This is a genomic window from Rhizobium sp. L51/94 (genome assembly GCF_019355555.1).
Classification (GTDB): Bacteria; Pseudomonadota; Alphaproteobacteria; order Rhizobiales; family Rhizobiaceae; genus Rhizobium; species Rhizobium rhododendri.
Window position 1 is genome coordinate 152384 of the sequence record NZ_CP072144.1, and the last position, 19203, is coordinate 171586.

General features: G+C 61.8%; 21 protein-coding genes. 10 read left to right on the forward strand and 11 right to left on the reverse strand.

Going from position 1 to position 19203, the window contains the following annotated elements; translation table 11 throughout:
* Positions 1 to 20 precede the first annotated feature (20 nt).
* The 5 genes from J5274_RS26475 (at position 21) to J5274_RS26495 (ending at position 6801) form a co-directional block, all read left to right on the forward strand.
* Positions 21 to 728: a 3-oxoacid CoA-transferase subunit A gene (locus J5274_RS26475; protein ID WP_142829345.1), complete on the forward strand. Its 708-nt coding sequence runs from the start codon at positions 21 to 23 to the stop codon at positions 726 to 728.
* Complete coding sequence (locus J5274_RS26480) at positions 725 to 1414, forward strand: CoA transferase subunit B (RefSeq protein ID WP_142829347.1); 690 nt, start codon at positions 725 to 727, stop codon at positions 1412 to 1414. The genes J5274_RS26475 and J5274_RS26480 overlap by 4 nt, the downstream gene beginning before the upstream one ends.
* Before the next feature lie 10 nt (positions 1415 to 1424).
* Positions 1425 to 2630 (forward strand): 3-oxoadipyl-CoA thiolase, encoded by a 1206-nt coding sequence (pcaF, locus tag J5274_RS26485; RefSeq protein ID WP_142829349.1) that lies wholly within the window; start codon positions 1425 to 1427, stop codon positions 2628 to 2630.
* A gap of 134 nt (positions 2631 to 2764) precedes the next feature.
* The gene (locus J5274_RS26490) at positions 2765 to 5932 is read left to right on the forward strand and encodes a PAS domain-containing protein (protein WP_142829351.1); all 3168 of its coding nucleotides are present in this window, start codon (positions 2765 to 2767) and stop codon (positions 5930 to 5932) included.
* Between the two features lie 101 nt (positions 5933 to 6033).
* The gene (locus tag J5274_RS26495) at positions 6034 to 6801 is read left to right on the forward strand and encodes an EAL domain-containing protein (RefSeq protein WP_142829353.1); all 768 of its coding nucleotides are present in this window, start codon (positions 6034 to 6036) and stop codon (positions 6799 to 6801) included.
* A gap of 17 nt (positions 6802 to 6818) precedes the next feature.
* On the opposite strand, the gene J5274_RS26500 is transcribed toward J5274_RS26495, so the two are convergent.
* From J5274_RS26500 to J5274_RS26530, 6 genes are all read right to left on the reverse strand, one after another.
* Positions 6819 to 7424 carry an SCO family protein gene (locus J5274_RS26500; protein WP_142829354.1) on the reverse strand — a complete coding sequence of 202 codons (606 nt, stop codon included), beginning with the start codon at positions 7422 to 7424 and terminating at the stop codon, positions 6819 to 6821.
* Positions 7421 to 8356 carry a copper uptake system-associated protein gene (locus tag J5274_RS29195; RefSeq protein WP_224128009.1) on the reverse strand — a complete coding sequence of 312 codons (936 nt, stop codon included), beginning with the start codon at positions 8354 to 8356 and terminating at the stop codon, positions 7421 to 7423. The genes J5274_RS26500 and J5274_RS29195 overlap by 4 nt, the downstream gene beginning before the upstream one ends.
* Positions 8353 to 9741, reverse strand: coding sequence for a PepSY domain-containing protein (locus tag J5274_RS26515; RefSeq protein WP_142829356.1), 1389 nt, complete (start codon positions 9739 to 9741; stop codon positions 8353 to 8355). The genes J5274_RS29195 and J5274_RS26515 overlap by 4 nt, the downstream gene beginning before the upstream one ends.
* A gap of 227 nt (positions 9742 to 9968) precedes the next feature.
* Positions 9969 to 10373: a hypothetical protein gene (locus J5274_RS26520; RefSeq protein WP_142829358.1), complete on the reverse strand. Its 405-nt coding sequence runs from the start codon at positions 10371 to 10373 to the stop codon at positions 9969 to 9971.
* A gap of 148 nt (positions 10374 to 10521) precedes the next feature.
* Entirely contained in the window at positions 10522 to 10944 is a 423-nt protein-coding gene (locus tag J5274_RS26525; RefSeq protein WP_142829360.1) for a hypothetical protein, read from the reverse strand.
* Between the two features lie 53 nt (positions 10945 to 10997).
* Positions 10998 to 11489 (reverse strand): hypothetical protein, encoded by a 492-nt coding sequence (locus J5274_RS26530; protein ID WP_142829362.1) that lies wholly within the window; start codon positions 11487 to 11489, stop codon positions 10998 to 11000.
* Positions 11490 to 11623: 134 nt separating this feature from the next.
* Here J5274_RS26530 and J5274_RS26535 point away from each other — a divergent pair, with 134 nt between their 5' ends.
* Together J5274_RS26535 and J5274_RS26540 are read left to right on the forward strand one after the other, a co-directional pair.
* Positions 11624 to 12292 (forward strand): response regulator transcription factor, encoded by a 669-nt coding sequence (locus J5274_RS26535; RefSeq protein WP_142829364.1) that lies wholly within the window; start codon positions 11624 to 11626, stop codon positions 12290 to 12292.
* The gene (locus J5274_RS26540) at positions 12289 to 13656 is read left to right on the forward strand and encodes a sensor histidine kinase (RefSeq protein WP_143122941.1); all 1368 of its coding nucleotides are present in this window, start codon (positions 12289 to 12291) and stop codon (positions 13654 to 13656) included. Before J5274_RS26535 ends, J5274_RS26540 begins: the two co-directional genes overlap by 4 nt.
* A 29-nt stretch (positions 13657 to 13685) precedes the next feature.
* Here the strand turns inward: J5274_RS26540 and J5274_RS26545 are convergent, their stop codons facing one another.
* From J5274_RS26545 to folE, 5 genes are all read right to left on the reverse strand, one after another.
* A complete protein-coding gene (locus J5274_RS26545; RefSeq protein ID WP_142829368.1) occupies positions 13686 to 14324 on the reverse strand; it encodes a glutathione S-transferase family protein in 639 nt (212 codons plus the stop codon).
* A gap of 81 nt (positions 14325 to 14405) precedes the next feature.
* Positions 14406 to 14990: a response regulator gene (locus J5274_RS26550; RefSeq protein WP_142829370.1), complete on the reverse strand. Its 585-nt coding sequence runs from the start codon at positions 14988 to 14990 to the stop codon at positions 14406 to 14408.
* 97 nt (positions 14991 to 15087) lie between these two features.
* Complete coding sequence (locus tag J5274_RS26555; protein ID WP_142829372.1) at positions 15088 to 15453, reverse strand: thiol-disulfide oxidoreductase DCC family protein; 366 nt, start codon at positions 15451 to 15453, stop codon at positions 15088 to 15090.
* Between the two features lie 59 nt (positions 15454 to 15512).
* Positions 15513 to 16220, reverse strand: a complete 708-nt coding sequence (locus tag J5274_RS26560) for an SDR family NAD(P)-dependent oxidoreductase (RefSeq protein WP_224128006.1) — start codon at positions 16218 to 16220, stop codon at positions 15513 to 15515.
* Between the two features lie 28 nt (positions 16221 to 16248).
* A complete protein-coding gene (gene folE, locus J5274_RS26565; RefSeq protein WP_142829374.1) occupies positions 16249 to 16854 on the reverse strand; it encodes a GTP cyclohydrolase I FolE in 606 nt (201 codons plus the stop codon).
* 145 nt (positions 16855 to 16999) lie between these two features.
* On the opposite strand from folE, the gene J5274_RS26570 reads away from it, so the two are divergent.
* From J5274_RS26570 to J5274_RS26580, 3 genes are all read left to right on the forward strand, one after another.
* Positions 17000 to 17635: a Urease operon accessory protein gene (locus J5274_RS26570; RefSeq protein ID WP_142829456.1), complete on the forward strand. Its 636-nt coding sequence runs from the start codon at positions 17000 to 17002 to the stop codon at positions 17633 to 17635.
* A gap of 77 nt (positions 17636 to 17712) precedes the next feature.
* Positions 17713 to 18714: an NAD(P)/FAD-dependent oxidoreductase gene (locus tag J5274_RS26575; protein ID WP_219276056.1), complete on the forward strand. Its 1002-nt coding sequence runs from the start codon at positions 17713 to 17715 to the stop codon at positions 18712 to 18714.
* Complete coding sequence (locus J5274_RS26580; RefSeq protein ID WP_161990949.1) at positions 18711 to 19151, forward strand: DUF3429 domain-containing protein; 441 nt, start codon at positions 18711 to 18713, stop codon at positions 19149 to 19151. Before J5274_RS26575 ends, J5274_RS26580 begins: the two co-directional genes overlap by 4 nt.
* Positions 19152 to 19203: the final 52 nt, after the last annotated feature.

A 19203-nucleotide genomic window follows, 5' to 3' on the forward strand; every position in this document is an offset into this window, starting at 1 on the left:
CGGTCGTCGGAGGATCACGCATGGACAAAACAATCGGCAGCACCGCAGAAGCCGTCGCTGACATCGGCGATGGCGCAACGGTTATGATCGGCGGGTTCGGTGGCTCTGGCGCCCCGATAGAGCTGATCCACGCCCTGATCGACAAGGGCCCGAAAAACCTCACCGTCATCAACAACAATGCCGGCAACGGTCGCATCGGCATCGCCGCGATGATCGATGCCGGCATGGTGCGCAAGATGATCTGCTCTTTCCCGAGATCTTCCGACCCGCGTGCGTTTACCGACAGATATCTGGCTGGAGAGATCGAACTGGAACTGGTTCCGCAGGGAACGCTGGCCGAGCGCATCCGCGCCGGCGGCGCCGGCATTCCGGCATTCTACACGCCGACCGCCTTCGGCACAGAACTCGCGGAGGGTAAGCCTATCGCCGAATTCGAGGGCAGGTCCTATGTGCAGGAGCGCTGGCTGAAAGCCGATTTTGCCATCGTCAAGGCCCATGTCGGAGACGCCCACGGCAACCTCACCTACAACAAGGCTGGCCGCAACTTCAATCCGCTGATGTGCATGGCGGCAGCAAGCACCATCGTCCAGGTCTCGAAAATCGTCGCCGCCGGCGAGATCGATCCGGAGCAGGCCGTCACACCCGGCATCTTCGTCAACCACATTGTCGAGGTCGCCGACCCCCGCCAGGAAGAAGACCTCATTCGAGCCGGAGTGGCCTACGCATGACAATCGATACCCGCGAAGACATCAAGCTCTCCAATGCCCAGATCGCCTGGCGCGCGGCGCAGGACATTGCCAACGACGCCTATGTGAACCTCGGCATCGGCTTTCCCGAGATGGTGGCGCGCTACCAGCCGCCCGGCCGGCAGGCTATCTTCCACACCGAGAACGGTATCCTCAACTTCGGCGAACCGCCGGCTGCGGGCGAAGAAGACTGGGACCTGATCAACGCCGGCAAGAAAGCCGTGACCCTGAAGCCGGGGGCCGCCTTCTTCCATCACGCCGACAGCTTTGCGATGGTGCGCGGCGGACATCTGGATGTCGCCATTCTCGGCGCCTACCAGGTTGCGCAGAACGGCGACCTGGCGAACTGGCGGGTCGGCAGCAAGGGCGTGCCGGCAGTCGGCGGGGCGATGGATCTCGTGCACGGCGCCAAGCAGGTTTGCGTCATCACGGAGCATGTCACCAAGGCGGGCGAACCCAAGCTCGTCGAGAAATGCACGTTTCCCCTGACAGGGGTCGGCTGCATCACGCGCGTCTATACAAGCCACGCAGTCGTCGACATCGTTGACGGCCGCTTCGTGTTGCGTGAAAAGCTTGCCGCCATGTCGCTCGAGGAGTTGCAGGCCATGACCGGGGCGACGCTGCATATCGACGGCAAGGTCGGCGATCTCGTCGTCCCCGAACTCTGAGGAGAGCCCCATGGCTGATGCATTCATCTGCGATTATATCCGGACGCCCATCGGCCGCTTCGGCGGTTCGCTGTCCTCTGTGCGCGCTGACGATCTCGGCGCCATTCCGCTGAAGGCCCTGATGGAGCGCAATGCCTCTGTCGACTGGGATGCCGTCGACGATGTGATCTTCGGCTGCGCCAACCAGGCAGGTGAAGACAATCGCAACGTCGCGCGCATGTCGTCGCTGCTGGCCGGCCTGCCCCATTCGGTCTCGGGCACAACCATCAACCGCCTCTGCGGCTCCGGCATGGATGCCGTCATCGCGGCCGCCCGCGCCATCAAGGCGGGAGAGGCGGAATTGATGATTGCCGGCGGTGTCGAGAGCATGTCGCGCGCACCCTTCGTCATGCCCAAGGCCGAAACGGCGTTTTCGCGCAGCGCCGAAATCCACGACACGACCATCGGCTGGCGCTTCGTCAACCCGCTGATGAAGAAGCAGTACGGCGTCGACAGCATGCCGGAGACTGGCGAAAACGTCGCGGAGGACTACAAGGTCAGCCGTCACGACCAGGATGCCTTTGCCGTTCGCAGCCAGGACAAGGCCGCCGCCGCCCAGGCAAGCGGCCGGCTGGCACGGGAGATCACCGCCGTCACCATCCCGCAGCGCAAGGGTGACCCGATCGTGGTCGACAAAGACGAACATCCGCGCGCAACGACGATGGAGGTGCTGGGCAAGCTCGGTACCCCGTTCAAGAAAGAGGGCGGCACCGTCACCGCCGGTAATGCGTCCGGCGTCAACGACGGCGCGGCATCGCTCATCATTGCCTCGGAAGCGGCAGCCCGGAAATACGGCCTGACGCCCATTGCACGCATCCTCGGCGGCGCTGCTGCCGGCGTGCCGCCACGGGTGATGGGCATCGGCCCGGTACCCGCATCGCGCAAGCTGATGGCGCGCCTCGGCATGACGCAGGACCAGTTCGACATCATCGAGCTGAACGAGGCATTCGCGAGCCAGGGGCTCGCTGTCCTGCGCGAACTCGGCATCGCCGACGACGACGCCCGCGTGAACCGCAACGGCGGCGCAATTGCGCTCGGCCACCCCCTCGGTATGTCCGGCGCACGCATCACCGGCACGGCAGCCCTCGAGTTGAAGGAAACCGGTGGTCGCTACTCGTTGTCGACCATGTGCGTCGGCGTCGGGCAGGGGATCGCAATCGCCCTCGAGCGGGTCTGATCTACGCCCGGTTTGAGAGCGCAAAACGCTGGCAGAGCAGGCCAATATGACGGCCGGCGGATCTTTTCATGCAAAGTGAATCCGCCGATCCTGACATTTGTTGACACGGAAGAAATGACCTGTCAGGAGGAGTCATGGCCCCACGTCAATCTCGTAACGTCTCGCTGACCCCCGAGCTAGAAGCTTTCATTCATGAAAGCCTGGCTACGGGTGACTATGCCAACGCCAGTGAAGTGGTTCGCGCCGCCTTGTGCAGGCTGCGCGACGGGGCAGCAGTGCCTGCGACTTCATCTGTCAAGGACTGGCCCAAAGGCGGCGGCGAATGCGGCGCGCTGATCCGGAGCATGGACTGGAACAAGAGCCTTCTCGGCCCCATCGAAGGATGGAGCACGGAGATGCGGACAACCGTTGCCAACATCGTCAATTCGCCCGTGGCGAAAGTCCTCATGTGGGGCCGCCACCACGTCATGCTCTATAACGACGCCTACCGGGAGATTGCCGGCGAGCGCCACCCTTCTGCCTTCGGAACACCCGTTGCCGTAGCATTTCCCGAGGTATGGGATTGGAACCGTTCCATTCTCGAAGCGGGTCTGCGCGGCGAAATCGTGACGCATCGCGATCAGCCTATCGTGTTCAACCGGCCTGACGGCCCGCAGACCATGTTTCTCGATCTCTTCTACACACCGGTGTATGACGCGGACGGCCATGTGGGCGGGGTCATGTGCACCATAGTTGACAACAGCGCGCGGCTCCTGGCCGAAACGCGACTGGCGGAGAGGGAAGCCGAGCTGCGCAGCGTCACCGACGCCGTGCCCATGCTGATTTCCTACGTCGATCAGGATCATATCTATCGATTTGCCAACGGCACCTACCGCGATTGGTTCGGGGTCGATCCCCAAAGCATGGTCGGCCGGCACGTAAGCGATGTCATCGGCGAAAAGGCCTATGGAGATCGCCGCCAATCAATCGTTCGCGGCCTCGCCGGCGAGACTTTCGCCTCTGAAGCGCAACTTGCCTATAACGGTGGCGCCCTGCGCCGCATCGAGATCCGCTATGTCCCGCATTTCGGAGCAGATGGCGCCGTCCTCGGCGTCCACATTCTCGGCATTGACGTCGAGGAACGCGCGCAGCGTGAAACCGATCTCGCTGTCAGCAACAAGCGCTTCCGCTACGCGATGGACGCTGTGCACGGCGTGCTTTGGACCAACAGCGCCGATGGCCGGATGATCGGGGAGCAGCATGGCTGGTCGAAGCTGACCGGCCAGACCGCAGAAGAATATCAGGGCTACGGCTGGTCGAATGCCGTCCATCCCGACGACGCGGCTGCGACGGTAGAAGCCTGGAAAGAGGCCGTGGCGACCAAGAGCATGTTCATTCACGAGCACCGGGTGCGCCGCCACGACGGTTCCTGGCGTCAGTTCGCCATCCGTGGCCTGCCGATCCTCGACGCATCCGGCGACATCGTCGAATGGGTCGGCGTCCATACCGATATCACCCATCAGCGCGCGGCCGAAGCAGCGCTTCGCGAACAGGCCGAGGTGCTGTCGCGGCAGGTCCGCCATCGCGAACGCGCCGAGGAGCAGCTGCGACAGGTCAACGAGAATCTGGAAGCGCGGGTCGTTGCCGAGATCGGCGAACGACGCGCCGCCGAGGCGAAGCTCGCCCAGGCGCAAAAGATGGAGACCGTCGGCAAGCTGACCGGCGGCGTGGCCCACGATTTCAACAACCTGCTGCAGGTCGTCTCCGGTAACCTTCAACTGCTTGCAAGGGATATTGCCGGCAACCCGAGGGCCGAAACCCGAGTGGCCAACGCCATGGCGGGCGTATCCCGTGGCTCGAAGCTTGCAAGCCAGCTTCTGGCCTTCGGACGCCGGCAGGCGCTCGAGCCGAAGGTCGTCAATATCAGCCGCTTCGTGCGCGGCATGGACGACATGCTGCGAAGGGCTATCGGCGAGGCAATCGAGGTGGAGACCGTCGTTACCGGTGGGCTCTGGAACACCTTCATCGATCCCGCGCAGGTCGAAAACGCGCTTCTCAATCTCGCCATCAACGCCCGCGATGCGATGGCAGGTCGCGGCAAGCTGACAATCGAGCTCGCCAACGCCCATCTCGACGACAGCTATGCGCTGGAGCATGACGAAGTCACGCCCGGTCAGTATGTCATGCTTGCGGTCAGCGACACGGGTACCGGCATGTCGCCAGATATCATCGACAAGGTGTTCGAGCCGTTCTTCTCCACTAAGGCAGAAGGCAAGGGTTCGGGCCTCGGCCTGTCGATGGTCTACGGCTTTGTCAAGCAGTCGGGCGGCCACGTCAAGATATACTCCGAGGTCGGCGAGGGCACGACGATCAAGCTTTACCTGCCACGCGCGATGCAGTCCGAAGACATGGAAGTCGCCGTCGATACCGGTCCGATCACCGGTGGCACGGAGACGGTGCTGGTTGTCGAGGATGACGATGCCGTGCGCGACACCGTCGTCAACCTGCTCACCGACCTTGGCTATCGCGTGCTGAAAGCGATCGATGCGGCAAGCGCCCTGAGCGTGATCGAGAGTGGCATACCGATCGACATCCTGTTCACAGACGTCGTCATGCCCGGCACCCTGAAAAGTCCTGAACTTGCCCGCAAGGCTCGGGAACGCCTGCCAGATATCGCCATCCTGTTCACGTCCGGTTATACCGAAAACTCGATCGTCCATGGCGGAAAGCTCGACGCCGGAATCGAGCTGCTTTCCAAGCCCTACACACGCGAGGCAATGGCCCGCAAGTTCCGCCACGTACTTGCCAACCGAAGCCAGCGGTTGAAGCCCGCAGAAAGCATACCCGCCTCGAACCCGTCTCTGGAAGCGCCGGCATCGAGCGCATCGGTCACGACGCGGCTGACGGTCCTTCTGGTGGAAGATGACAACCTCATCCGCGTCAGCACCGGCGAAGCGTTGAAGAACGCCGGCTGCATCGTTGTCGAGGCAGGCAGCGCCGAGGAGGCCATGGCTGCCCTGGAGACAGTCCCATTCGACGTGCTGGTTACCGACGTCAACCTGCCAGGGGCGTCAGGCGCCGAATTGGCAAAGCGCGCGCGTTCTGTGCGACCGTCGGCGGCGATCGTCTTTGCAACGGGCGATCCCTCAAGCGTGAAGAGCGAAATCGGTGCCGTTGTTGTCGGCAAGCCCTATCATGCCGAGGCACTAATCGCGGCCGTCGAAAGATCCTGGGCCGCAGTGTCGAACGGCGCTAGCGCCGAAACCGAGACCTCCCCTCAGCAAAGCGGACGTTTCAGCAACTCGACATCGACGACGAACTGATCGGGAACACTGCGGTGTAGCAAACCCGACCTCCCGTCGAATTTTCAGTTACCGAACATATTGCTGAAATAGACGTTGAGAGCCGACTGGAGGAAAAATCAATGACGAAACAATGCCAAGGCTGCAACGATGGCCAAAAGTTTCCCTTTGATTTCTCGATGGCATTGCAGCCGATCGTCAATATCACGGATGGAACCGTCTACGCCCACGAAGCATTGGTGCGCGGCGTCAACGGCGAGGGAGCAGCCACTGTCCTTTCCTCGGTGGACGCCGAAACCCGCTATGCGTTCGACCAGCAGTGCAGGGTGAAGGCTATCGAGCTGGCAGCGAAAGTGTTCCCGCAGCAGAACCGGCCGCGCCTGTCCATCAACTTCATGCCGAACGCCGTCTACGAGCCACGCGCCTGCATCCGGTTGACATTGGCAACTGCTTTGAAAACCGGGTTCCCGGCAGACCACATCATTTTCGAGTTCACCGAAGTCGAGGAACTCGACACCAAGCACATCCTCGGCATCCTCGAGACCTACCGCGAAATCGGCTTCAAGACGGCGGTCGACGATTTCGGCGCAGGTCACGCCGGCCTGGGCCTACTATCGAAATTCCAGCCCGATATCGTCAAGCTGGACATGGAACTGGTTCGGAATATCGACAGCCATAAAGCCAAGCAGACTATCGTTCGCCACACCGTTGCGATGCTGAAGGATATGGGCATAACTCCCCTCTGCGAAGGCATCGAAACCCGTGCCGAACAGACGGTGCTGGAGGATCTAGGTGTCGAGCTGATGCAGGGATACCTGTTTTCCAAGCCGGTCTTCGAGGCTGTAGCAGGTGAAATTCACGGTCTCGGCGGAAGATCAATCGAGACCTGAATTTCACCCTGAAGAGGTCAGGCGGACCCGAGCCCTTTCGTCAGGAGCACTGCCCTTATCTTGGAAATCGCTGCCTCCCGATCCGTTCCATAGGGGATCAAGCCCTTCAGCCGTCCATCGGCGCCAATCATCAGCATAGTGATGGTGTGGCTCATATGGTAGCTGCCATCCTCGCTCGGCACTTTTTCAGCGCGGATCATCCATCCGTCCATGACCTTGCGCATTTCCTCAGGCCTGCCGGTCACACCGACAATGCGATCGCCGAAAGCGGAGACATAATCGTGCATGATGGCTGGCGTGTCGCGCTCCGGATCGACAGAGAAGAAGTAGGCGGCAAGCTCCTTGCCCTCGGGACCCAGCGTCTGGAGCCAGTCCGTGACCTCGAGGAGCATCGTCGGGCATATTTCGGGGCAATTGGTGTATCCGAAATAGACAAGGGCCGGACGGCCGTGGAAAACGCTCTTGTCGACTGGACGCCCGCGATCGTCGATCAACGAAAACGACGCGTCGAAGGGCCCGCTGCGTGGTTCGGACGCGTAAAGCCAGACCAGCGAGCCAACGAGGCAGGATACGAACACGCCTGCGGCCATCGACGCGCTTAGCAAAAGGGTGCGTGGCCTCATTTTGAATGCCCCGCGTGATCGGTATGCCCACTGGCAGCCTTATCCAGCATCACTGTTCCAACGAAGCTCGCAAACAGCGCAACCGTCGTTGGATCGAGTGAATGCTCAGCCGTCGCCAGCTGGCCGGTCAGCGCCTTGGCGTCCGCCGCATCGACGCCCAACGTTTGAAGCACTGCCGGGTCCTTCAGACTGTCGCCGCTGCAGAGCAGCGCTTCGAACCCATGCGGACCTTTCCTCAGCAACACCCTGCCGCCACGCCCATCCTGCTGCCAGGCGGCAATGGCCCAGTCGTTCCGGACAATGATGGGGTCCGTCGTCAACGGCTTCTCTGGCGTCTCGAACTGCTTGCGCATCGTCTGCCGGATCTCCTGCTTCGGATCCATCGACATGCCCGGCATATCCATTCCGCCCATATCCGTCTTTCCCATGTCCATGCCAGGCATGGCGTGATCGTCCCCAGCCTGTTCGGCACCAGCAGCCGGGGCGCTCATGTCACCGCCCGCACTGCCGACGGCAAAGGCGACCTCGACAGCGCCCGCCTTGGCGAAAGTCAGCGTCGCGGTGATTGTTTCGCCGCGCTTGAAGGGTTCACGGACATCCATGAACATCAGGTGGTAGGCGCCCGGCTTGAACAGGATGGTCTTCCCGGCCGGGATCTCGATGCCATCGCGCAGCTCGCGCATGATCATGATTCCATTGTCGATACTCATCTGGTGCAGCTGGACGCTGCTGGCACGGGGGGCGGTCACCGAAACCAGGGTGTCGCTTTGCGGGCCGGTATTGGTGATCGCGAGATAGCCGCCTCCGACCGTTGCGCCCGGCAGCATGGCGCGTGCCTGGGCGTTGTCGATCCTGATTGTCCCGGCCGCAAAGCCCGGAGTCGAAAACATCGCCGCCAAGGCGAAGAGAGCGGCTGCGATTGTTCTGTTCATGACGAAACTCCCGACTGGAAGACCCGGCTTATGGCGGGAATGAAGCGGATGACGACCTGGTCGATGACAACCATGGCAACGATGGCAAGGCCGGTCAGGGGGAAGAGGACGCCGAAGACGATGGCGATCAGCCAGAGGCCGAGATACACTGATTTGTCCTGTGGCATCGGTGGCACGCCGAGACGCCCTGCCGGTCGCCGCTTCCACCCCATGGCGACGCCGGTGACGCAGGAAAGGACGATCGCAATGCAGGTCGCCAGCATCACGAGCTGGTTGAACAATCCCCATTGCTGGCCCTGGTGGAGGTTGATGCCCCACTCGATCGCGCGGCCCAGCGCCGGGTACTGGTCGTAGGAGAGATCGACGAGCGGCTTTCCCGAATACTGGTCGATGTGGACTGTACGTTCCTTGCCGAGATCGCCGAAATAGTGGCTTGCCGTATAGACGCCGGTGTCGGTCGAAGGAATGGCGAGGTCGGCACCCCGAACCATCCCCAGCTCGTGCATGATCTCCACAGCCCTGTCGAGGCCGATGGGTTTCACAGCCTGGGCTGCGGCGATGTCGGAGAGCGGAACAGGTGCGTTTTCAACGACCCATCCGGCCCGCGCGACGACATCCTGCGTCACCTTGGTCGAGACCGGAACGTTGTCCCAGAGCGCTGCCGGCGCGCCAAGGTCATGGGCGGTCAGCCAGGCGTTGACATTGGCGCCCCAGTAGCCGGACCAGGGCAGGCCGCTGAAGGCGAGGAAGAAAATGACGATGCCGGCGATGGCCCCGGTGACAGCATGAAGGTCGCGCCAGAAAACCCGCCGCGACGGTGTCCCACGGACTGTCAGGACACCGCCCGTCTGTTGTCGGGGCCACCAGAGGTAAATGCCGGTGACGACCAGCACCAGCGCAAAACCGGCGACGATCTCGATGATCCGGTTGGTCCATTCTCCGAAATATTCGAGGCTGTGGATCCGCTTGACGACCCAACCGAACTCCTCCTTGGAATTGACCGTGCCGAGCACAGCACCGTTGTGCGGATTGACGTAGACGATGGTAGACACGCCGTCCTTTGCAACGGTGACCTCGGCGGAGCGGGTCGCAGATGCAGCCTCCCGGTAGCTGGTCACTTTGGCGCCCGGAATACTCCCGACCGCGACATCGACGATCTGCTGCGGCGACTGCATCGGCCCCAAATCGCTGACGATATGGCGATGCGCGTAGAACGTATCGGCGATCTCATCCTTGAAAAGGTAGAGCGATCCGGTGATCGCCAGATTGAGCATGAACGGGATGACCAGCAGGCCGGCGAAAAAATGCCAGCGCCAGATGGCCCGGTAGAGCGAAACATGGGTAGTAGACGGAGCCGACGGGTCGGCCGCTGCAAAAGCAGACATGGAATTCCCCCTGGGGATCGCGACGACGCAGATGATCTCGTGCGGGGGAGGAAATGACCGTTGAGGTCATCGCCTTGTGCAGCCCCGCTGCGGCGTCCGGAACGAGCAGTCCGATACGCGACAGGCAACCTGCAAATGGCATTCTCCCGCAGCCTTGCGGGCTCTCCGCCCACGATCATACGGCCGCCGTTGACAGAACGCGTCACGGCTCAGGCCGCAACGCAGGCTCAGGCAACGATCGACAGAAGTGGTGGGGCGCGGGGGCCGCTGTTCGGAGGATAGAGCCGGCGGTGAAAGGCGACCGAGAGAGGCGCCGCCAGGCGGGCGAAGACGAAGGGGAGGTGGCCGTAGTCGAAAACGGGTGCTGCCGGCAGAAGTGCGGCCGGAGCGGTCTGGCAAAGGTAGCATCCGGGAATATGGACTTCGCCATGCGCCTTGCCGTCTGCGTCGCGATAGGTGATGCAGAAGATCGGCAAGGTGCCATCGGGCAGGCGGTACTGGGCGAGTTCTGCCGGGGTCAGTTGATCGGGGCTTGAAATGGCTGGCTGCGCACCGAAGCCGACAAACACGACAGCCAGCGCGCACAGCAGGCGCACCGTCCATTGCCTTATGTCGGAAGAAACCGTCCTCATATCGCCCACCACATCGACCGTAACGGTGGTACGTCATTACGCTGGCGAGCTCAATGCGGCAAATTGCACAGATCGGCTCGTGGACGGCAGCACCTCAGCATACCGACAGCCGCGCACATTTCTGCGCGCGGCTGCATTTACGGCTGGCTTACTGGACCGGAGGACGGACTGGCTGGGCGGCAGGACCGTTGAGGCGATCCATCAACTGCATCAGCGTGTCCGAGCAGACCTTCATCGGTTCGTCATCAGCGCATTTCACGTCGATCCGGGTATCACCGTGGTCGATATGGAAGTGCGCAGCCTTGGACGGCGGTGGTGGCGGGGGTGGGCGGTGGCCGCGAGGTCCCATGTCGCCATCCGGTCCGCCGGGAGGAGGACCCATGCGATCCGGGCCGCCATCAGGGCCACCAGGACCACCGCGCATTGGAGGCACAGGCGGCGGCGGGGGTGGTGCGCCGGGATCGACGACAGGTGCGGGGCCGCCGGGCGGAGGCGGGGCCGGTGGCTGCTGGGCGAAGGCGGTTCCTGCCAGGGCAGCGAACGCGATTGCAGACAGAATATATTTTCTCATCGTATCGACTTTCTGTGAGGTTGAGGATGGGTCAATCGGGATTGCTGGAGTGATCATGGACCCGGTCTGTGGATCAGATCGCCGAATGGCCCGTGCGGTGGAGGACCGGGCGCGCGCAGCGCTTCGGTCTTCCCGTCCTTGTCGACCAGGAAGCTCGCATGGACGAAGCCCTGGTCGAAGCGGCCCTGGACGGTGACCGCTTCATTCTGCTTGACCAAATCGCCACCGTCGCCGGCTGGTCCGGTTTCCACCAGGGCCTTGCCGCTGGTATCCTGCAGGATGAACTTGTTGCCGTAGATCTCTGTGACAGTGCCCTTGATGGTGACCAGGCTCGAAGCCGGCATCGTCGAAATGGAAATCGGCGTCATCGGGGCCATTTCCGCCGTCGGACGAACCATCCGCATCGCGCCGGCCCCGCCTGCAGCACCGACTGCAAGCGCAATCGCGATCGCCGGAAAGACGATCCAGTGGCGGCGGCGCTCATGCGGAGGAACGTGGGCGCCGCCCTTGCCGGGGCGCTCGCTGCTGTCGTGATCAATCGTCATCTTGGTGCTCCTTTGTGAGTGACAACCGCAATCTAGGCCCCATGTGCCATCACACGGCTGAACCTCGCGGTTCAGATTCAGTTCAGGCAATTTCGCTAGGACTGGGCGATCATTTTGCAGCCGAAAGTCACCTCATGCGCGTACTGCTCGTTGAAGACGACGACGACCTCAGCGGCCGCATCGCTGCGGCCCTCAGGTCAGAAAATTTCGTGGTGGATATTGCCCGCAACGGCGAAGATGCCTTGCATGCCGGCCTGACCGAGATGTTCGACGTCGCAGTCCTCGACCTCGGGCTGCCAAAGATCGATGGCGTGACGGTTCTCAAGGGATGGCGGGAGAGCGAACGCAATCTTCCCGTCCTCGTGCTTACCGCCCGTGACGGATGGCCGGACAAGGTTTCGAGCTTCAAGGCGGGGGCGGACGACTTTCTAGGCAAGCCCTTCAAGATCGAGGAGCTCGTGCTGAGGCTTCGCGCCCTCGTCAGGCGTTCTACAGGTCACGCCGCCTCGCGCGTCAGCTGTGGCGGCCTCGTCTTCGATGCCCAGCTCGGCACGTTCGAACTAGATGGCCTGCCTCTGAAGCTCACGGCGCTGGAATGGCGGGTGCTTTCCTGCCTGATGCTGCGCAAGGAGACGGTTGTCGACCGGCGGGAACTGAACGAACGGGTCTATGACGGGGATGCCGAGGTGGATTCGAACTCCATCGAGGTCATCATCGGCAGGCTGCGCAAGAAGCTCGGGCCAGACCTCATCGAGACGGTGCGTGGGCGGGGCTATATGCTGACTGCCGCGTCGATGCCATGAAGCTATTTTTCCCCGCGCGACCGAAATCGATAGCCGGCAGACTGCTGATATTTTCGGGCATCTTCGTGACGCTGGCGCTTGTGGTCGCGTCCGCAATCCTGTGGCTGGCACTGAATGCCGTTATACGCGAGCAGATCGATCAACGCCTCGACACACAGATCGGCGCGCTCGCCTCCGCAGTGACACACGGGCCGGACGGACGGCTTGAGTTGTCGACCACCCTCGATGCGCCGCCATTCGATCGCCCGGGTTCCGGCTGGTACTGGCAGGTGGAGGGCACGGGCCAACGCCTTGCATCGCATTCGCTTCTGAATGGCACGATAGATGCGCCGCCCCCGCGCCAGGACTTTCTCCACATGCTGACGGCCATGCCGACACCCGGGGAGGGCAGGCAGAACGGCCGCAAGCTCTATCTTCGCCAGAGCTCGCGCGATGTCGACGGCGAGATGGTGCTGATCACTGTGACAGCGCCAGAGGGTGCGTTGGTCGATCCCGCCGTGCGCGCGCTTTTCTGGCTGGTGCCCTGCATGCTGATTTTGGGCGTGGTGCTGCTGGCCGGAACGCTCTGGCAGATCCGCTTTGGCCTGCGCCCGCTGAAGTCCATGGCAGCCGGCATCGACGCGATCAACCGCGGGGAGCAGTCGCGGCTTGCGAACGAGACCACCGTCGAACTGGCACCGCTCGCCTCGAAAACCAATGCGCTGATCCAGTCCAACGACGAAAGGCTGGCGGCCACCCGTATCCAGTTTGCAAACCTCGCGCATGGCCTCAAGACACCGGTCGCAAGCCTTTTGCTGGCGCTCGACGGCCGCAATGATCCCGATGGGACGCTGCGCGACCTCGCCCTGCGCATAGACAACCGCATCAAGCATCACCTGAGCTCCGCCCGGCGGGTCATGGCGTCATCTGGGACGGTAGCGCGAACAGAGGTTGCGAAGTCCCTAGCCGACATCCACGGCGCCATCAGCCTGATCCACGCCGAACGCGGCATCGCGTTCAAGGCGGACGTAACGAACGGGCTAGCTGTCGCCTGCGAGGAAAGCGATGTCGAGGAAATGCTGGGGAACCTGATGGACAACGCCTTCAAATGGGCATCGTCGCGCGTTACCGCTTTTGCCGTCAGAGACGGCGCCTTTGTTCGTATCACCTTCGAGGATGACGGACCCGGTATCCCCCAGGAGCGCATAGAGGCAGTGTTGTTGCCCGGTGTCCGGGAGGACGAGCGCGTTCCGGGAGACGGCTTCGGGCTGACCATTGTAACTGAAATGGCCGGGCTCTACGGCGGCTCGCTGGTGCTGGAACCGGCGTCGCCGGCCGGCTTGCGGGCTGTTCTCCGCCTCCCCGCCGCCGTTTACCAGGCGTAGGGGAGACGTTGATCTAAAAGCGAAGAATATCAGCCAAGATTGGGCTGAGTGGCTTTATAGCTCGGCAGGGCCTGGATTGCCGTCCACCAGTCGCTGAAGCCCGGAACGTCGAAAAGGGCGCTCTTGTCGGGGGTCAGGGAGATGTAGAAGGCTATCGGCGCGAGGTACAGGTCTGCGAGACTGAGCTCGTTGCCCGCGATGAACGTGTCGCCGGCTCGTGTCGTCATGATGAATTCGAGCACCTTGCGGCCATTCGCGATTCCCTCTTTGCGGCTGTCTTCATTCTTGCCGCCGACGAAATCCGGAAACAAGTGGTAGGCCGCGACGCCACCGAGAAGCGCTCCGTAGCCGTAGGAATCGATGATGCCGACGGCCATGTCCATGCGGGCGCGATCCTTGGCGTTCGCCGGAACAAGCGATTTGCCCGGCAGGACGTCATCGAGATAGCGCGTGATCGCCGCAGTCTCCAGGATCGTAATGCCGTCATGCTCGAGCACGGGAACCTTGCCGAACGGGTGGCGCTTCAGATGCTCCGGCGACTTTGGCTCTCCCTTCAGGACGTTGAGCGGGATCTGCTCGAAATCGGTGACGCCCTTTTCCGCGAGAAGCATCTTTACGGTGCGAACGTAGGTGGAGCCGTCGAAGCCCCAAAGCTTGATATTGGCCATATCTTGTCTTCCTCGTGTGATCTGTCTGCACGATGCAGGCAGCAAGCGAAACTTACTGACGTATTGTGGGCGAGATGGACTTCAGTCCGTGGGACCGGGTCCGCCACGCGCCAGCATTCGCTGCAGTGTGCGGCGATGCATGTTGAGCAACCTTGCTGACTCCGACATGTTCCCGCCGGTCGCCTCGAAAATGCTGACGATGTGTTCCCAGCGAACGAGATCCGGTGGCTTCAGCGCCGTATTCGGCTCGCTTGCCGACTTGTCGACAAAGCCCAGCACCTCGAGGATCTCGTCGGCATCCGCAGGCTTGCTGAGATATTCGGTCGCCCCGAGCTTCACGGCTACCACTGCGGAATGGATATTTCCGTAGCCTGTCAAAACCAGCGTCTTGGTGTTCTTCGACAGCGTGTTCACCGCTTCGATCACAGTAAGACCGCTTTTTTCACCGATCCTGAGATCTGTGATGACGATGTCGAGATGTCTTTTACCCACGAGGCCCAATGCATGGTCTACGGTCTCGCACACTTCCACGTCGAAGCCCCGATCCGAGAATGCTTTTCCGAGCCTGTGGCCGAAAACGCTGTCGTCATCGACGATGAGGAGGGAGAGGGGCGCGGCGTCACTATTGCCCGACACGCCTTCGAAATTTGCAGCTAGATAACTCATCGCATTCTCCCCCACAGGAATGGGCATTGGGCAGAAGATGCCTGCCGGATGATCACGTCACGCATTCAGAAGGGCCGACGGAAGTCGACGTCTACCCTCAGGATTTCGCTGCGACCTGGCAATGGGCGAGCCGCGCGAACCGCCATTTTGCAAAGATCGGATATATCGCCCTCAAAGCCGCATTGATGGGCGGGAAGCTTGCAATCTTCGCAGCGGTCCGCCACCGCGGTATGTGCCGCCAGATCAGCAGGAAGGCATCAACGCCGACATGCATTCGGCCATTGTCATCCTTGCCGTGCAGCTCCATCAGCGCGTCGGCGAGCGACACATTCTCGTTTTCCAGAGCAGTTCCGTCCTTCATGACGTCCACCCATTCGAAAACGCCAGCAGGAGCAACCTTACGGTAGTGGTTGATTTCCCGCGAGCACATGCCGCACGCGCCATCGTAAAAAATCTTGATCATGCATGGTATACGGCCGGTTCGACTTTCAGATCATGGCCGGCGGGCTAAGGCGGCGGGCTTCACCACGGAATGGTCGTACCGTCGTAGGCAAAGAATTTGCCGGTGTCGTGTGGCTGAAGGCCATCCAGCGTTCGCAGGATCTGGTGTGCGGCGTCGTCCGGTTCGGTGCGGGGATGACCGGACGAAAAGGGATCGGACAGGCCGGTCATGACGGTGCCGGGATGGATGGTGACGACGGTCGCCAGAGGGGAGCTGCGCGCCACCTCGATGGCGGCGGTATGAACGATCTGGTTGAGGGCAGCCTTTGCCGAACGATAGGAAATCCACCCGCCAAGACCGTTGTCGCCGATCGAGCCCACCCTCGCCGACAGGAACGCCATGATGACCCTCTTCCGCTTGGCAAGGAGCGGCACGAAATGCTTGAGGACGATCGCCGGACCGGCGGCATTGACGGCAAACTGCGCCATCATCGCATCCTGCGATATATGCCTGATGGATTTTTCCGGACCCACACCGTCGATGGTCAAAGCCCCGGTCGCACACAGGATGATATCGAACGCCTGAGGTGCAAGGGCTTCGGCGGCGCGCTTGACAGAAGCCTCATCCGTGATGTCGAAACCGTCGTTCCGGCGTGACAGCAGCACCAGCTTTTCACAATTTCCATCATCGGCCAGTTGTCCAGCAAGGGCTCCACCAATGCCGCCGCTGGCGCCGATCACCAGGGCTCTATAGCCGACATCGAGCGATGTCATCAACGCGTCCGACATGTACCCCTCCATCTCACCCCTCCAGCGCTTATCCTCTTGCGAGCGTGATGAAGCGCGCCTGGTCCGCCGCCGACATTTCAAACGTTCCCGTAAAGCGCGTCGTCAAAGTCTTCGCACCCTGTTTTGCAACGCCGCGCATGGCCATGCACATATGCTCCGCCTCGATCATGACAGCCACGCCCTTCGGCCGCAGGCTCTCGTCGAGCGCCGTGGCGATCTGCGCCGTCATGGTTTCCTGTGTCTGCAGGCGTCGGGCATAGACATCGACGAGGCGCGCCATCTTGGAAAGGCCGAGCACGCCCTTGTCGGGCACATAGGCGATGTGGGCCACGCCATGGAAAGGTACCATGTGGTGTTCGCAATGGGAGTGGAACGTGATGTCCTTGACGATCACCATGTCATTGTACCCGGCCACTTCGGAGAATGTCCGTGACAGGACGTCTTCCGGTTCCATGTCATAGCCGGCGAACAGTTCGCGATAGGCCTTGGCGACGCGCTTCGGGGTGTCCAGCAGGCCTTCGCGCGTCGGGTCTTCGCCAGCCCAGCGGATCAGCGTTCTGACTGCGGCCTCTGCCTCCTGTTGCGAGGGGCGCTCGAAAGCGGCGAGGTCGGCATTGGCGAGCATGGCATCCATTGCTATTCTCCAAATTCATAAACGACATTGCGTACGGGAACTTCCAGGCTTCAGATCAATCGACAGATTTTGAACCGTTCAAAGCTGGGCTTTGATCCGGTCGGGCAATGGCACCGTATTGGCTGAAAATTCGACGGGTGGATTTGTGTCACGCAGGATCGCAATTGTTGGAAACGGCTCGTTCGCCAGCGCCCATGCTGGCGTGATCGACTCGTGCGACCTGGTAATACGCTTCAACGACTGCCGTTCGGTCGGCGAGGGCGGCATGCGCACAGACGTGGTTGCAGTCTGCAACACCGGGCGGCCCGCGCTGGCCATGATCCGCAGCGCCTCGTGGCGCGAGCTCCCGGCGGTCGCCTCAGCCTCCGCCATCTGGTGCGTGCGCGACTATCACAAATTCGCGGAGCTGAAACCGAAGCTGGATCCCGGTCTGGAAGACTTCTGCGACGACTACACGGCGGAATTCGCACGGTTCGCGGCCATGACCGGGAAGAGCTTCGAGATCATACCGCGCCATCACCACGACCGGATCGACGTCGAGTTACAGCGCATCATGTCGGGCAGCTACATCGTGCCGAGTTCCGGACTGATGGCACTCGCCTATGTGATGGAAGAAGCCGCAGGCCCGGACGATAGGGTCATCCTGGCAGGTTTTGACCACAAGGGATGGAACGGACATCCTTTCGATGCGGAGCGCATCCTGGTCGAACGCTTCATCGCGGAGGGCCGTATCAGGCGGCTTGCGGCAAACGATTTCCGATACGCGGAATGCGACGCCTGACAGACCGAGACCGACCTGCCCATCCGACCTGACAGAGCCACCAAGCAAGACTGCAGGTCCAGCAAACCGGAAACCATATGGCAATACGACCACGAGTTGGCATCATCGGCGCGGGAATGGCGGGACTGACGTTGGCCAAAGCCATTTCCGAGGTCGCATCCGTGCGTGTGTTCGAGAAGAGCCACGGCGTCGGCGGCCGGATGGCAACCAGATGGATCGATGCCGTCTCCTACGACCACGGCGCACAGTACTTCACGATCAGGAATGACCGTTTCCACGATGCACTGGAAACAGCGCGCGCGAACGGCGTGGTCGAACCCTGGAACGGCCATGTGGTTTCTCTGACAGAGGACGGCCTGCTGGAAAGACCGAAGTCGGACACCGTCAGATATGTCGGCACCCCTTCGATGAACGCGTTGCCGAAATCGATGTCCGTCGGCCTCGATATCCAGCCGGAGAGCACTGTCGGCGCGATCACCGGCGAACCCGGCCGATGGTTCGTCAACATCCGCGACCGGACGGAAGGCCCCTTCGACTGGGTGATTGCCACAGCACCGGCCCCGCAGTCCGCCCTCATGCTTCCGGCGAGGTTCGCTCATCACGACAAGCTCGGCCATGTCCGGATGAACGGATGTTTCACGCTGATGGTCAATATCGCTATGAAGCAGAGAGCACGGATCCCTTTCGCCGCAGCCCATGTCGACGATCCCGTCATCAACTGGATCTCGCTCAACAACAGCAAGCCGGGCCGCCCGGCTTCGCCCTGCCTGGTGGTCAATTCCAACGCGGTCTGGGCTGACCTCAACATGGATATGCCCCTCGAAAAGGTCAGGCAGGCGTTGATCGAGGCGATACGGCACTACGTGCAGATCGATGCAGGAGAGGCCGATACCGCCATCGTTCATCGCTGGCGATATGCAAATGTCGAACGTCCGGCTGGCGAGCCTTATCTGCTCGACAAGGATTCGCAGCTTGCCGCTTGCGGCGACTGGTGCATCGCGGGGAGGGTGGAAGCCGCATTTCTGAGCGCAGCCGGCCTCGGCGATGCCTTGGGCGCAGTCATGGGAGCGGCGGAGTGAACGGCGTTTTACGCAAGGTATCGACAGCGCTTGCCTTTGCGGGCGCCTTGCCGTTCTGGTTCTTCGCGCTCGCCCCGGAGACCATCGCCGGATTGAACTCCGCCTCCGTCTTCGTCACCTACGGCGCCATCATCAGTTCGTTCATGGCGGGAGCCCTCTGGGGACGTGCCCAGAATGGCAAGGCGGACATCGCCCTGCTTCTCTCCAGCAACGTGCTGGCGCTCGCCTCCTTCGCGACCGCCGTCTTTTCGCTATCGCCTGTCGCGCTGGTGACCCAGCTTGCTGTCTTTGGACTGCTGCTTTTTGCCGATTACCGCGTCTATGCCGGCAACCCGGAGCAGCGATGGTACTGGAAGCTGCGCCTCTGGGTGACGCTGGTCGTGTCGTTCGCCTACGACATCATGCTGCTGCACTACGTTCTCGGTCCCTGCTGGTAATCATGGCCGTCGGTCGGCACAACGACGCCTATGATCCGTCTTTTGATAAATG